Raw genomic sequence first — 14254 nt, 5'->3', positions numbered from 1 at the left:
CGGCATGAGCGAGCAGGTTTTCCTCCTGCCGGACCTGGGGGAGGGGTTGAGCGAGGCGGAGATCGTGCGGTGGCGGGTGGCCGTCGGCGATGCGGTCGGCGTGGACCAGAGCGTGGTCGAGGTGGAGACCGCCAAGGCCGTGGTCGACGTGCCCTGCCCGTACGCCGGCCGGGTGGTCGCCCTGCACGGCGCGGAGGGTGAGGTCCGCCCGGTCGGCCAGCCGCTGATCACCATCGCCGCCGACACCGACGAGCCCGCCGGGCACGCCACCTACCGCGAGGAGGAACGGGCCGGCTCCGGCAACGTGCTGATCGGGTACGGCACCGGTCACGGTGGTCCCGCCCGGCGTCGCCGGCGGACGCTCGCCGTCGCCTCGGCGGAAACCCCCGCTGTTCCGGCTCCGGCCGCCGGGGCGTCGACCGTCCCGGCCACGTCGTCCGGACCGCTGCCACCGACCCCGGCAGTCGTAGCGTCGGCGGCACCGACGCCGGCCCTGGTCATCTCTCCGATCGTGCGCCGGCTGGCGCGGGAACGCGGCGTCGACCTGGGCACGCTCACCGGTACCGGCCCCGGTGGTGTCGTACGCCGTGCCGACGTGGAGGCCGCCGACCCGGCCGGTGCCCGGCTGGCGGCCGTCCCGGACCTCCCGGCCGCGCCCGAGCCGGCCGACCCGGGTGACCCCGGTGACCTGGTCATCGAGCTGACCGGGATCCGCCGGGTGATCGCCGACAAGCTATCCCGCAGCCGGCGGGAGATCCCCGAGGTGACCATCTGGGTCGACGTGGACGCCACCGAGCTGCTGGCCACCCGGACGGCGATCAACGCGGCCCGGCCCGGGCAGCCGGTCAGCATCCTGGCCCTGCTGGCCCGGGTCTGCCTCGCCGGCCTACGGAGGTTCCCGCAACTCAACGCGCACGTCGACACCGCCGGAGGGCGGATCGTGCAGTCCCGTGCGGTGCACCTGGGCATCGCCTGCCAGACCGACCGGGGGCTGCTGGTGCCGGTGCTGCGCGACGCGCACCAGCTCACCACCGGTGAGCTCGCCGCCGAGTTGGCCGACACCACCGCCGCGGCGCGGGCCGGCACGCTGCCGCCGGCCCGGCTCACCGGTGGCACCTTCACCCTCAACAACTACGGCGTGTTCGGGGTCGACGGCTCCACCCCGATCATCAACCACCCGGAGGCGGCGCTGCTCGGGGTGGGGCGCATCGTGGACAAGCCCTGGGTGGTCGACGGGCAGCTCGCGGTCCGCAAGGTCACCCAGCTCAGCCTCACCTTCGACCACCGGGTCTGCGACGGCGGGGTGGCCGGCGGCTTCCTGCGGCACGTCGCCGACTGCGTCGAGCGACCGGCGTTGCTGATCGCCGCCGTCTGACCCACCTGCGCCCCCGGTTCCCCGTTCCGTCCTCCCGCCCCAGGGGTCGGAGCGGGGGACCGGAGCACCTCGGCAGCGCTCGGACCCGTCAGTGCGTGGGCCGCAGTGTCCGGCCTTGCCGCTGTCCCCGGCCTCGCCCCTGCTCCTGGTGGTGCTGCGCCGGTGACCGCCGTGGGCGGCTGTCCTCGGTGGCTCGCGGGTGCGCGGGGCGGTCCGACCGCATGGTGGCAACCAGGGAGGTCTGCCATTGGCGATCGTCGGGCGACGCGGCCTGCCGTGGTCGGTGGTACGCGGAACGGGAGGAGACAGGGGTCCAGTCGTCCATGTCACGGTCAGTCATCGGTGCGGTGTTCCTTCGTTCCTTCGGTGGGGCCTCGGGGCGGGCAGCCAGGCTGCCCGGCCGGACAGGTTGTCGCGACGTGTGCGTGCCTCTCAACGGTGCCGTCGAGGCAATGGTTCGACAGAACGGCGAAGGGTGATGGTCGTTACTCTGCGAGGCCGGTGAGCGCACGGCCCGTTCGGGCCGTCGGCCCCGCCGGGCGCGACCGCAGCCGTCGTCCGGGCGTCGGCGGTCGGTTTCCCGCGACGAGGGCGGGGAAACCCCTGGCGCGGCCGACCCGGTCGTGGCGGCCCGTGCCGGGCCGCGCGTCGTCGGGAGGGGGCACGTCGATGCCGTTTGAGGGACTGCGCCCGTCGGTACGGGAGCTTCGGGCGGCCGTTGCCGGGGCACCGCTGTACTGCGACGCGACCGCGTACGGCCTCGTCGGAGACGGGGTCACGAACGACCAGCCGGCGCTGGCCGCGCTGGTGGACCGGCTCGGCGACGGTTACGCCGCCGACGGGCGGGCCCGGGTCATCCACTGCCCGCCGGGGATCTACTCCATCCGGGACGCCGGCACCATCTGGCGCAGCGGGGTGTCCCTGGTCGGTGCCGGCCCGGGGGCGACCCGGTTCCTGCTCAGCAACGAGGGCAACCGCGCCGAGCCGACCCCGCTGGCCTTCTGGACCACCGTGCAGCACGGCGCCGACCGGGACCGGCACATCGCCGACTGCACCTTCGCCGACTTCGAGATCGACGGCTCCGGCGTGGCCATGGCCGAGTACAACTACCTGGCCAAGGGGCTGGGGCTGCAGTACGTGGCGCGTGGGGTGTTCCGCAACCTCTACATCCACCACACCGCCGCCACCGGCCTGGGCTGCGACTTCCTGCAGGACAGCGTGATCGAGTCGGTGGTGGTGGTCGGCTGCGGCCGGCTGGACAACGGTGAGGAGATGGGTGGCGCGGGCATCGGGGTGGGCATCGGTGGCTGGGGTTCGGTCGAGCGGCTCACCATCGCCAACTGCACCACCGTGGGCAACGGCACCAACGGCATCTTCCTGGAGCTGCAGAAGGACTACTGGACCCCACCGCGCGGTTACCGGATCATCGGCTGCCACAGCCAGGGCAACCGGTTCGGCATCTCCGACTGGGGCGCCGACGGCCTGATCGTCTCGGCCTGCACGATGACCGGCAACCTGGAGGCCGGTTTCGACGTCTCCGCCGAGGGCACCGCCGGGGTCGCCGGTCGTGGTGGGCTGCTGACCGACTGCGTGATCGACGGCAACATCCGCGACGGGGTGAGCATGGGCAACACCCCGGGGCCGTACACGGTGCGGGGCAACCGGATCACCGGCAACGGAGCCTACGGCTTCCACCAGCACAACCTCGGCCACGGCTACCAGGACCCGGCGATGGACGTGGTGATCGAGAGCAACGACCTCTGGGGCAACGGCCTGGACGGGATCCGCATCGACCGCCCGATGACCGACACCGTGCTGCTCAACAACCGGATCCGCAACAACGGCCGGCAGTGCGCGCAGGCGTACGCAGGTGGGGGAGACTCGGTCCGCTACAGCGAGCGCTCCCTGGTGGACCGGATGGCGGACTGGCCGCACGACGCCCACCGGGGCAAGGTGCTACGGGTCGGCGGGCGTACCGCGGTGGTGGCCGCCAACACCGGCACCGAGTTGACCCTCGCCCCGGTACGCCCCGACGGGCTGACCGCGTGGAGCGGTGACACCCCGCTGCCCGGCACCGGGTACGAGCTGCCGGCGTCGCCGTCGGTACGCGCCGGTGTCACCGTCAACGCGCCGGTGGACTCGGCGACGGTGCGGGGCAACCGGATGTGGGACAACCACGCGCAGCGCACCCAGACGCACGGCCTGTGGGTCACCGAGCGGGGCAGCTTCGTGGGCTGCCGGGTGGAGGACAACGACCTGGCCGGCAACGCCGAGCAGGCCGTCCGACTGGACACCCCACCGGTGGGCGGCCGGTGGGACCGCAACCACACCGAACCGGACCTGTGACGCCAGACCGTCGTCGCCTCGCTTTCCCGGACAATCGGGCAATTGTCGGATCTAATCACTGCGGTAAATGTGTAAAACCTGCAACGGTGGCCCCCGATGGTCGCGACAATGAGCGGGACGGCAGTGAGACGGGGGGATGTCATGCGATTGAGGCGGCGGTTGGGTCTACTGACGGTGGCGATCGTGGTCGCACCGTCGGCGGTCGCCGGGTGCACCGTGCAGCGCGGCGGCGCCGAGCGGGCCGAGGCCGAGGCGAAACCGCCTGAGGTCAGCGAGGTGACACCGGCCGACCGGTCCCGGGACACTCCGGTCAGCGCCGAGGTGGGCGCCACCGTGACCGGAGGTCGGATCACCGGCGTGCGGATCACCGACGACAAGGGCGGGCAGGTGCCTGCCGAGCCCCGCGAGGACGGCTCGACCTGGGTGCCGAACCAGCCCCTGAAACCCAAACGCACCTATACCGCCGAGGTCACCGCGACAGGCGACTCCGGGCGGACCACCACCCGGAAGACCACTTTCACCACCATGGCGGAATCGTCGAAACCGGCGGTCACCAGTACGCTCTATTTCGTCGGTAACCGGACGTACGGCACCGCGATGCCGGTGACGGTGGCATTCGACCCGCCCATTCCCAAGGAAGCCCGGGCGGACGTACAACGACGGTTGTTCGTCAAGACCGACCCCCCGCAACCCGGTGTCTGGTCCTGGATCGGCGACGGCACCCAGGTCTACTACCGCGCGCCGGACTTCTGGCGGACCGGCACCCGGATCAGCGTCCGGTCGGCGTTGCAGGGCCTGCCGATCGGCAAGAACCTCGTCGGCGACGCCGACCGCACCGCCACCTCGAAGATCGGCAGGCAGGTCTCCCTGGAGGTCGACAACGCCACCAAGCAGATGTCGGTCTTCCAGGACGGCAAGCTCGCCCGCAGGATCCCGGTCAGCCTCGGCAAGCCGAGCACCCCCAGCTCCAGCGGCAAGATGGTGATCATGGAGAAGCACGAGTTCACCACCTTCGACACCCGGGGTGAACCGGACGGCGGCTACGTCGTCGACGTCGAGGACGCCCAGCGGTACACCTGGGGTGGGGAGTTCATCCACGCCGCACCCTGGTCCGAGGGCGACCAGGGCAACACCAACGTCTCGCACGGCTGCGCCAACGTCTCCTCCAGCGCCGCCGACTGGCTGATGGGGGTGACCCAGGTCGGTGACCTGATCACCGTCAAGGGCACCGAGGTGCCGCTGCAACCCGGCAACGGCTGGACCGCCTGGAACGTCAGCTGGGACGAGTACGTCAAGGGCAGCGCCCTGCCGGTGCCGGCCGGGCTGCAACCGTCCGCGCCCAGCCAGGGCGACCCGGGCAAGATGGCCGGCGGCTCGCCGGCACCGGTCCCCTCCGCGTCCGGCGGCTGACCCGGGCGGGTCCTGTCCCTCCGCGTCCGGCGGCTGACCCGGGCGGGTCCTACCCGGACGACGGTGTCCCGTTGACTGCGGCGGCGGGGCGGGGGTTGACCCCGACAGCCTGCTGACCAGGGTCATCCCTGCGGAGGAGACCGGGGGTGTTCAGGGTCTACCCGGGGTGGACCCTGAATTCGGCCCGTGGACGGGTGGAACTGTCGGTGGTCGAGGATAGGTTTCTGCCATGGCAGAGCGCACCGAGGACCGGTTCGACGTGCGGACGAGGATCGGCGACCACGTGGTGGACGTGTGGGCGGTCGGCGAGGTCGACCTGGCCACGGTCGGCCAGCTGCGCGGCGCGCTGTGGGCCGCACCGGCCCGGCCGGTGCTGCGGCTGCACCTGTCCGGCGTGCGCCTGCTCTCGGCCACCGGGGTCCGGGCTCTGGTCGCTGCGCACCTGCGGATCCGGGCCCGCGGCGGCGAGTTGGTGCTGGTCGACCCGGATCCGGTGGTCAGCCGGGTGCTGCGCGCCACCGGCCTGCACCGGGTCATCCCGATCGAGACGAGCACGACGGCGGCCAGGGACTGCGCCCTGGCCGCCGCCTGACCCACCGACCGCCGCGGGTGATCGGACCCGTCCGGTCCGTGCGCTCGGTACCTGCGGTGTTCGCTGCGCTCAGCGTCTGTGGTGTGCGTTGCGCTCAGCGTCTTGTGGTGTTCGCTGCGCTCAGCGCACGTCGAGTAGGTCGACCACGAAGACCAGGGTCTCGCCCGGCTTGATCAGGCCGCCGGCGCCCTGGTTGCCGTAGCCCAGATGCGGCGGGATGGTCAGCCGGCGGCGACCGCCGACCCGCATCCCGACGACACCCTGGTCCCAGCCGGCGATGACCCGTCCGCCACCCAGCGGGAACTCGAAGGGCTGGCCCCGGTTCCACGAGGCGTCGAACTCGCCGCCGGTGGAGTGGGCCACCCCGACGTAGTGCACCCGGGCGGTCTGTCCGGCGCGGGCCTCCGGCCCCTCGCCGACAGTGATGTCCTCGATCACGAGGTCGGCCGGTGGCGCGCCCTCGATCGGGCCTACCTCGGGCTTGTCCATGCGTGGGCCTCCTACCTCGATCCGTCTGATCCGTCACGGTTGATCCTGCCCGATCGTGAACCACCGATCCCCGGCGGCATCCCGGCAACCGTCGATGGTGGGCGCCACCCGCAGGTGACGCCCACCACCGAACGGAACCCGCCCCGCCGGGCAGGGCACCGGCCGGTTCAGCGCAGCCAGGGCAGGCGCCGTACCAGGGGCAGATTTGCCCAGACCCGGCCCAGGCCGAGCGTGTCACCGGCGTCGACCAGCGCCAGGCCGGCCAGCAACGCCGCGTTCACCAGGTGCTCGTCCATGAAGGGGTTGTTCTCCGGAGGTAGTACGGCGGTCCACATCAGCACGTAGAGCAGCCCACCGGCGACCGCCGCGACCCGCATGCCGATGCCGAGCAGCAGGGCCGTGCCGATGCCGGCGAGCCCCGCCATGAACAGCCAGTCGGCCCAGGCCGCACCGGCGATGCCCTGGTAGAGCCCCTGGAAGGGGCCGCTGGCGGCGAAGCCGAGGAAACCCTTGGTGGGGCTGCCGCCGTTGAGCCAGGCGTTCTCCGACCCGGTGGCGAAGCCCAGGCCGAACAGCTTGTCGACGAAGGCCCACAGGAACGTCCAGCCCAGGGCGATCCGGATGCCCGCGAAGACGTACCGGGCGGCCCGCTGCCGGGGGTGCTCGACCGTCGTGGCTCCGCTGGCGGTGGTGGTCCGCTCGATGGTGGCGGTCATGGTTTCCACGTCCCTTCCTGTGCCGCGCCCCGCACGTCGGGTGGCACACCCCCATCACACGCCGCCGCGGGGTCCTCGGGCAGGGCCGACCGGGCCGGTGTCCGCCGGGACCTTCGACCCGTGGTTCCCGGGGCAGTCGACCCCGTCGGGGTCCGCATCGCCTCGACCCCGTCGGGGTCCGGATCGCCTCGACCCCGTCGGGGTCCGGATCGCCTCGACCTCGCCCGGCGTCAGCGCCCGTCGACGGTGACGCCGGTGGGGGCGGCGGCGACGGTGGCCACCGGTACGCCCTCGCGTACCGCCCACCGCAGCGCGTGCCGCACGTCGGCCACCGGCAGCGGCCGCCGGGCCGTCACGGCGACCACGGTGTGCACGGCGAAGGTGACGAACGGGTACGACCGGGCCAGTCCGGCCAGTGACTCGTGTACCCGGTGCGCGGCTCCGACCGCCTGCTCCTCGGTCAGCGCCGGCAGGACCAGCAGGTACTCCCGTTCGTCGAGGCGTACTGCCCGGTCGGCCGGGCCGAGCGTGGCGGTCAGCGCGCCGAGCACCGCCTGGGTCTCCCGGGCGACGCTGCGTCGGATCACCCGGTCCGGTGAGCCGGCCGGATCGTCGACCCGGACGCCGATCAGCGCCACCGGCAGGACGCCGGAGGCGGTCACCCCGTCGGCGGAGGTCCAGCGGGCCATCGCCGGCTCGTCGAGCAGCCGGGTCGGCTCGTCGGTAGTCTCCGCTGACGCCGTCGCGGCGGGGCGGGCTCCGCCTACCCGTCCGGCCAGCAGCCGTACCGCCGCCTCGGCCCGGGCCTCACCCGGGGTGGCGGGCAGGTCCCGGACCCGGCTGACCGTCTCGTCCACCACGGACCGGACCGGAGCGGGCAGTTGGTCGTCGAAGAGTTCGCGTAGCCGCAGCACCTCGTGCAGTGCCTCGTCCCGGCGAAAGCTCCAGCCGCCGGCGAACAGCCGCCCCGCCTCCAGGGTGACCGCGTCCGGGGCCACCTCACCGAGGTCGTGGGCCACCAGCACCGCCCCGAAGCGCGGGGTCAGCGCCAGCACTGTCCACTCCCGGGCCAGCTCGTGCTGCTCGTCGACAGTCACGCCGGACACCCCGGCGGGCAACTGCGGTGGGGCGCCACCGACCATGCCGACGACGGTGACCGCCGACCGGGCGGCGATCCGCGCGTAGCGGCGTCGCTCCCGGTCGAAGTACGGCAGGCGCTGGAACAGCGCGAAGACGACCAGCGGACCGTCCTCGGCAGTGGCCAGCGCGGCCTGTTCGATGGCATGCGAAACGGTGACCAGGCTGCGCTTGGTCAGTCGATCGGGGACCGGTCCATGGGGCAGCACCCCGCGAGCCTAACGGGCCGCCGCGCCCGTGCCGCCTCGGCCATGATCCGGGGCCTAGACTCGGGCCGGTCGACGGCACACGAATGGACCAGGCGGATGGCGCGCACCGACAGTGACGACGGCGCGTGGTTGCGCGCGCTGCCCGACGACACCGGACGTGGCCCGGTGCTGCGCCGCCACGGGCACCTGGTGCACACCGACCGGCGACTCGGTGAGCTGGTGCACCGCCGTCCACCCGGGGTGACCGGTAACCAGTGGAGCGCGGCCGTGCGGGCGGGGCTCGACCTGGTCGTCTGCGCCGCCGACACCGGGCACCCGAGGTTCGCCGTCGAGGTCGGCCCGCCGGCGGTGCCCGGTGGTGCGCAGCAGCGGGAGCGGCGGATGACCGACGTGGTCTGTGCGGCCGTCGGCCTGCCGCTGCTGCGGATCAGCTCGCCGACGCTGCGTGCCGGGTCGCACGGTCGGCAGATCGTCGGGTACCTGCTCGATGCCCGGCACTACGCGGCGCTCACGTCCGCGGAGCCGGTGACACCGACCCCGCACAGCCCGCCGCCGGTGGGGTTCCGCGACATCCTCGGCCGGCTGCCGGACGGGCGCCGCGGCCCCGTCAACGACCTGGGCGCGCTGGCCCGGGCCGCGGCCGTCGAGGCGTACGTCAGCGGTCACCTGGTCGACCCGATCGTGCGTGGTCTGCACGTGCGGTGGACCGACGGACCGGCCGAGGGGTGGAGCTGGGTCACGGTGGGGCCGGACTCCTGTCTGGTGGAACGGGTGTCGGTGCGTGACCACCGGGTCGTCCGGGGGGTGCCGACCGCCCGGTTGGCCGAGGACCTGGCGGCCGTGGCGATCGGCGAACGGCTGCGTGGGTTCGACACCGTGCCGACGGATGTGGTCTCCCGGTCGCAGTTGCGGGCCGACATCCTGGCGTTGCGGTCGCGGCGGGACGAGTTCGCCGACGGCTTCGCCTTCGAACATCTCTGCGTGGACTGATCACCACCTCCGGGTGAGCGTCCCAGGTCACCGGGGGTGAGAACCGGCCCGTTCGCGGCCGGCGGCGGGCGCGCCGAAAATTCCTCCGAGGATCGCGGGTACGGGTTGAACCCTGGCCGCCGTGGCTCCGTACTCATGCGCGAATGGACAGGATCTTCCACCCGCGCCCCAGGCGTGGGCGACGGTGCGGAAAGGGCATCGTCGGTCATCGACGTGCGGCCGGAGGTGTCGCAGTGCTCCTCGACGCGGCGTTCACCTGAATTCCCGTCGGTCCGCCGAGGACACGAGTCAACTACCGGATCGAGAAGGAGAACAATTCGATGCGCAGGTCCACACGGGCGCGACGGTCATCCGGTAACGCGCGGAGCAAGCGGGTGATCGCCGCGGTCGGTACGCTTGCGGTCTTCGGCGGCATCGTCGCCGTTACCCAGATCTCGTCCGCCGGAGACAAGCCGTCGCGTACCCGGACGGTCGCTGCCGAGTGCGTCGCGCCGAGCCCCGGGGCCACCGCCAGCAGTGCCGCGGGGGTCACGGTCAACCAGCAGAACGGGCGGGACGTCCGCAACTACTGGGGTGACGGTCAGATGTCCGTCGCGGAATGCCGTTCGCTGCGGGCCGGTAACGCGGTGTCCACGATCAGCTGCCCGGACGTGACCGCGAAGCTGCCCCGGGAGATCCCGGCCCGTGCCCAGAACGAGGTCTCGCGCAACCTGACCCTGCTCGGCAGCCAGATCAACGACGCCAACCGGCGGCTGGCGGCGGAGGGGCGCAACGGGCAGGCCTTCATCAACAATGCGATCCTCGGTCCGCTGGCGGACAAGCGGCGGGCGACGCTGAACCGGATCGCCACCGCCATCGGCCGGGTCGCCGACCGCCCGCAGGGCCTCGACGAGCTGGCCACCTGCACCGTGGTCAACGCCAACCCGAACAACGGCAACAACGGCGGCGGCAACGGCAACAACGGCGGCAACGGCAACAACAACGGTGGCAACAACGGGGGCGGTAACAACGGGGGTGGCAACAACAACCCCAACAACGGCCTCGACGTGCTGGCCCAGAACTGTGAGAACAGCCGGTTGCAGCCGCACGACGGCTTCCAGAACGGCAACCGGTGCATCAGCACCGCGTTCGGTGAGGTCGGCGCCGCCGGCAACAACCCCTCGTTGTTGATCACCGAGTTCCCCCAGCAGGTGCAGGCCAACCAGGCCTTCACCCTGCGGATCTCGACCCGCAACCTGGTGCGGGACCGCTTCCTCGCGGCCGGCCAGGGCGGGTACTACCTGGAGAGCTCGGTGCTCAACGGTGAGGGGCTGACCCGAGGTCACTTCCACACCGCCTGCCGGATGCTCGGCAACACCGACCAGGCACCCGACCCGGCACCCGCCCCGGCGTTCTTCGTGGCGACCGAGGACGGCGGCGGCGGTCGCAACCCCGACGAGGTGGCGATCCAGGTGGCCGGACTGCCGCAGCAGGGCACCGCGCAGTGTGCGGTCTGGGCCGGCGACGGTTCCCACCGGCTGCCGATGATGGAGCGGGCCAACCAGACCCCGGCCTTCGACGTGGTCCGGATCGAAGTCAACTGAGCCGGCGCGGCCGGGAGTAGTGACGGCGGGGCCGTCCGGGGAATCCCCGGACGGCCCCGTTGGTCGTCGCGAGTGGGATCGGAACCGTCCCGGGCCGGGATTGGCTCACGCCCTTGGCTGGTCCGACCGGCGCCGTATGCCCGCACCGTACGCGAGTGGGTTGGTGGATATTCTGCCGGCCGCAGTGCGCCAGCGGTGGAAATTGCGCGCCGAATCCCGCCGGGGCAGCGCTGATTTCTCAGCCCTGGCCCCGGCCCCGGTGCCGTCGAACCCCCGGCTCAGCGGCTCTTGTACGCCTCGACCACCGAGACCGGGATCCGCCCCCGCTCGGAGATTTCGTAGCCGTTCTTGGCCGCCCATTCCCGGATGGCCCGGTTCTGCTCGCGGTCCATTCCGGAGATGGGACGGCCAGCTCGCCGGCTGGTCCGGGCAGCCTCGGCCGGCGCGCGACCGACCCGCCGACCGGCATTGATGTAGGGGTCGAGCGCCTTCCGCAGCACCCCGGCGTTCTCGTCGGACACGTCGATGGTGTACGCGACGCCGTCCAGACTGAACTCGACGGTGCGATCGGCCTTTCCGCCGTCGAGATCGTCGGTCAGAACAGTGATTACTTTCCTGGCCATCGCCGATTACTCCTTGTGTGTGGCTGGTGTGGGTAAAAGTCTGACCCACCACCGGGCAAATCCGCAACAATATGCGGCGTATTCGAATCGGCGGGTCGCGGTTTGCCGGGTCCTCGGGTCGACGTGGGCGTGGAAAGTTCATCGCCGCTGACGCAATAGCCACGCAGGCAGGCGGGGCGGTGGACCCCTGCCGGGGCCTGCTGGTGTCGTGGGTCACACCCCGGAACAACAGGAACGATCGGTTACTTGAGTCAGACACGCTCAAGTCAATCTGATGGCAGGTGTCCGATGGCTACTCTTCCGGTACTTCCGCTTACCGACGCCGTCCTGTTGCCCGGCATGGTCATCCCGGTGACCCTCGACCCGAGCACCCAGGCCGCCGTGGACGCGGCCCGCGCCAGTGGTGACCGTCAGCTCCTGGCCGTACCCCGCATCGACGGCGAGTACGGCCCGGTCGGCGTGGTCGCCACCATCGAGAAGACCGGCCGGCTGCCCAGTGGCGAGCCCGCCGCGGTGATTCGAGGGCTGTCCCGGGCCCGCATCGGTTCCGGTGTCCCCGGCCCCGGTGCCGCCCTCTGGGTCGAGGCGACCGAACTGTCCGAGCCCGCCCCGGCCGGCCGGGCCCGGGACCTTGCCCGTGAGTATCGCGCCCTGATGACCTCGGTCCTGCAGCAGCGGGGCGCGTGGCAGGTCATCGACGCCATGGAGCGGATGACCGACCTCTCCGAGCTGGCCGACGCGGCCGGCTACGCGCCCTGGCTCAGCCTGGCGCAGAAGACCGAGCTGCTCGCCGCCGCCGACGTCACCGCCCGGCTGGAGCTGCTGGTCGGCTGGGTCCGGGAACACCTGGCCGAGCAGGAGGTCACCGAGCAGATCAACACCGACGTCCGGGAGGGGTTGGAGAAGTCCCAGCGGGAGTTCCTGCTCCGCCAGCAGCTCGCCGCGATCCGCAAGGAGCTGGGCGAGGACGAGCCGGACGGCTCCGCCGACTACCGGTCCCGGGTGGAGTCCGCCGACCTGCCGGAGAAGATCCGCGAGGCGGCGCTTCGTGAGGTGGGCAAGCTGGAGCGGGCCAGCGACGCGTCCCCGGAGTCGGGCTGGATCCGTACCTGGTTGGACACCGTCCTGGAGATGCCGTGGGGCGTGCGTACCGCCGACCACACCGACCTCGGCGCGGCCCGCGCGGTGCTCGACGCCGACCACGCCGGCCTGGCCGACGTCAAGGACCGGATCCTGGAGTACCTCGCGGTGCGCAACCGCCGGGCCGAGCGCAACCTCGGCGTGGTCGGCGGGCGCGGTTCCGGAGCGGTGCTCGCCCTCGCCGGCCCGCCCGGAGTCGGCAAGACCAGCCTCGGTGAGTCCGTCGCCCGGGCGCTCGGCCGCACCTTCGTCCGGGTCTCGCTCGGCGGTGTCCGGGACGAGGCGGAGATCCGCGGTCACCGACGCACCTACGTGGGCGCGTTGCCCGGGCGGATCGTCCGGGCCCTGCGCGAGGCCGGGTCGATGAACCCGGTGATCCTGCTCGACGAGGTCGACAAGCTGGCCACCGGCTACGCCGGTGATCCCGCCGCCGCCCTCCTGGAGGTGCTCGACCCGGCGCAGAACCACACCTTCCGGGACCACTACCTGGAGGTCGACCTCGACCTGTCCGACGTGCTCTTCCTGGCCACCGCCAACGTGGTGGAGTCGATCCCCGGCCCGTTGCTGGACCGGATGGAACTGGTCACCCTGGACGGGTACACCGAGGACGAGAAGGTCGCCATCGCCCGGGACCACCTGCTGCCCCGGCAGCTGCAGCGGGCCGGGCTGACCGCCGACGAGGTCACCGTCGCCGACGGGGCGCTGGCCCGCATCGCCGGGGAACACACCCGGGAGGCCGGTGTCCGGCAGTTGGAGCGTGCCCTGGCGAAGATCCTGCGCAAGGTGGCCGTGGCCCTGGCCACCGACCCGACCCCGGTCCGGGTGGACGCCGACGACCTCGCCCGTTATCTGGGCCGCCCCCGGTTCACCCCGGAGTCGGCCGAACGTACCGCGGTCGCCGGGGTGGCCACCGGCCTGGCGGTCACCGGTGCCGGTGGCGACGTGCTCTTCATCGAGGCCACCAGCATGCCGGGGGAGCCGGGGCTGACCCTCACCGGGCAACTCGGCGAGGTGATGAAGGAGTCGGCGCAGATCGCCCTCTCCTACCTGCGCTCCAACGGTCGCCGACTGGGACTGGACCCCAACGCCCTCGCCGGGCGGCGGATCCACCTGCACGTGCCGGCCGGGGCGGTGCCCAAGGACGGCCCCAGCGCCGGGATCACCATGGTCACCGCCCTGGCCTCGCTGGCCAGCGGCCGGCCGGTCCGCCCCGAGTTCGGGATGACCGGCGAGGTGACTCTCTCCGGCCGGGTGCTGCCCATCGGCGGGGTGAAGCAGAAGCTGCTCGCCGCCCACCGGGCCGGCCTGACCGAGGTGATCATCCCGGCCCGCAACGAGCCGGACCTCGACGACCTGCCCGCCGAGGTCCGCGAGGCGCTCACCGTGCACGTCCTGGCCGACGTCGCCGACGTGCTCGCGCTGGCGCTACGCCCGGCTGAGGTCGACGCCGGGACCCTCGGCGGGGTCGACGCCGGGACCCTCGGCGGTCAGCCACTCAGCGCCGCCTGACCGGATTCCCCGGCCCCTGTCGTCCCGGCGGCGGGGGCCCGGGGCTGCCGGCCCGTCGGTGTACGGCGGGTGCTCGGCGATGCGCGGCGGCTGCCGGGCGGTGCTAGGCGATGCTGGGCGGTGCTCGGCGGCTGC

11 protein-coding genes are annotated in these 14254 nt (G+C 72.4%); 7 read left to right on the top strand and 4 right to left on the bottom strand.

The features are described 5' to 3' along the window. Positions 1-4: 4 nt before the first annotated feature. The 4 genes from GA0070617_RS16145 to GA0070617_RS16130 all read left to right on the top strand — a co-directional run bounded on the left by GA0070617_RS16145 (position 5) and on the right by GA0070617_RS16130 (position 5723). Positions 5-1375, top strand: coding sequence for a dihydrolipoamide acetyltransferase family protein (locus GA0070617_RS16145; RefSeq protein WP_091438657.1), 1371 nt, complete (start codon positions 5-7; stop codon positions 1373-1375). Between the two features lie 669 nt (positions 1376-2044). Then, a complete protein-coding gene (locus tag GA0070617_RS16140) occupies positions 2045-3721 on the top strand; it encodes a right-handed parallel beta-helix repeat-containing protein (RefSeq protein WP_091438653.1) in 1677 nt (558 codons plus the stop codon). Positions 3722-3862: 141 nt separating this feature from the next. Next, a complete protein-coding gene (locus tag GA0070617_RS16135) occupies positions 3863-5131 on the top strand; it encodes a L,D-transpeptidase (protein WP_091438649.1) in 1269 nt (422 codons plus the stop codon). 229 nt (positions 5132-5360) lie between these two features. After that, entirely contained in the window at positions 5361-5723 is a 363-nt protein-coding gene (locus GA0070617_RS16130) for an STAS domain-containing protein (RefSeq protein WP_091438646.1), read from the top strand. Between the two features lie 120 nt (positions 5724-5843). Here GA0070617_RS16130 and GA0070617_RS16125 read toward each other — a convergent pair whose 3' ends face one another. From GA0070617_RS16125 to GA0070617_RS16115, 3 genes are all read right to left on the bottom strand, one after another. Then, positions 5844-6212, bottom strand: a complete 369-nt coding sequence (locus GA0070617_RS16125) for an FKBP-type peptidyl-prolyl cis-trans isomerase (protein ID WP_091438643.1) — start codon at positions 6210-6212, stop codon at positions 5844-5846. A gap of 167 nt (positions 6213-6379) precedes the next feature. Then, a complete protein-coding gene (locus GA0070617_RS16120; protein WP_091438640.1) occupies positions 6380-6937 on the bottom strand; it encodes a hypothetical protein in 558 nt (185 codons plus the stop codon). Positions 6938-7158: 221 nt separating this feature from the next. Continuing rightward, positions 7159-8274, bottom strand: a complete 1116-nt coding sequence (locus tag GA0070617_RS16115) for a DICT sensory domain-containing protein (protein WP_229688346.1) — start codon at positions 8272-8274, stop codon at positions 7159-7161. Positions 8275-8370: 96 nt separating this feature from the next. Here GA0070617_RS16115 and GA0070617_RS16110 point away from each other — a divergent pair, with 96 nt between their 5' ends. Continuing rightward, positions 8371-9264: a PDDEXK family nuclease gene (locus GA0070617_RS16110; RefSeq protein WP_091438637.1), complete on the top strand. Its 894-nt coding sequence runs from the start codon at positions 8371-8373 to the stop codon at positions 9262-9264. Between the two features lie 374 nt (positions 9265-9638). Beyond that, positions 9639-10847 (top strand): hypothetical protein, encoded by a 1209-nt coding sequence (locus tag GA0070617_RS16105; protein ID WP_229688347.1) that lies wholly within the window; start codon positions 9639-9641, stop codon positions 10845-10847. Positions 10848-11125: 278 nt separating this feature from the next. Here the strand turns inward: GA0070617_RS16105 and GA0070617_RS16100 are convergent, their stop codons facing one another. Further along, entirely contained in the window at positions 11126-11470 is a 345-nt protein-coding gene (locus tag GA0070617_RS16100) for a histone-like nucleoid-structuring protein Lsr2 (protein ID WP_091438630.1), read from the bottom strand. A gap of 288 nt (positions 11471-11758) precedes the next feature. On the opposite strand from GA0070617_RS16100, the gene lon reads away from it, so the two are divergent. Beyond that, on the top strand, positions 11759-14119 hold the full coding sequence (gene lon / locus GA0070617_RS16095) for an endopeptidase La (protein ID WP_091438627.1): 2361 nt from the start codon (positions 11759-11761) through the stop codon (positions 14117-14119). Positions 14120-14254: the final 135 nt, after the last annotated feature.

The sequence above is a fragment of the Micromonospora yangpuensis genome (assembly GCF_900091615.1).
GTDB lineage: Bacteria > Actinomycetota > Actinomycetes > Mycobacteriales > Micromonosporaceae > Micromonospora > Micromonospora yangpuensis.
The sequence above is the reverse complement of the archived record's forward strand: the minus strand, read 5'-3'. Positions and strand labels throughout refer to the sequence as shown.

What these genes read in the sequence shown, in the direction of transcription:
- GA0070617_RS16145 (WP_091438657.1), top strand. Translation starts at nt 5, where the DNA reads ATGAGCGAGCAGGTTTTCCTCCTGCCGGACCTGGGGGAGGGGTTGAGC.
- GA0070617_RS16140 (WP_091438653.1), top strand. Translation starts at nt 2,045, where the DNA reads ATGCCGTTTGAGGGACTGCGCCCGTCGGTACGGGAGCTTCGGGCGGCC.
- GA0070617_RS16135 (WP_091438649.1), top strand. Translation starts at nt 3,863, where the DNA reads ATGCGATTGAGGCGGCGGTTGGGTCTACTGACGGTGGCGATCGTGGTC.
- GA0070617_RS16130 (WP_091438646.1), top strand. Translation starts at nt 5,361, where the DNA reads ATGGCAGAGCGCACCGAGGACCGGTTCGACGTGCGGACGAGGATCGGC.
- GA0070617_RS16125 (WP_091438643.1), bottom strand. Translation starts at nt 6,212, where the DNA reads ATGGACAAGCCCGAGGTAGGCCCGATCGAGGGCGCGCCACCGGCCGAC.
- GA0070617_RS16110 (WP_091438637.1), top strand. Translation starts at nt 8,371, where the DNA reads ATGGCGCGCACCGACAGTGACGACGGCGCGTGGTTGCGCGCGCTGCCC.
- GA0070617_RS16100 (WP_091438630.1), bottom strand. Translation starts at nt 11,470, where the DNA reads ATGGCCAGGAAAGTAATCACTGTTCTGACCGACGATCTCGACGGCGGA.
- lon (WP_091438627.1), top strand. Translation starts at nt 11,759, where the DNA reads ATGGCTACTCTTCCGGTACTTCCGCTTACCGACGCCGTCCTGTTGCCC.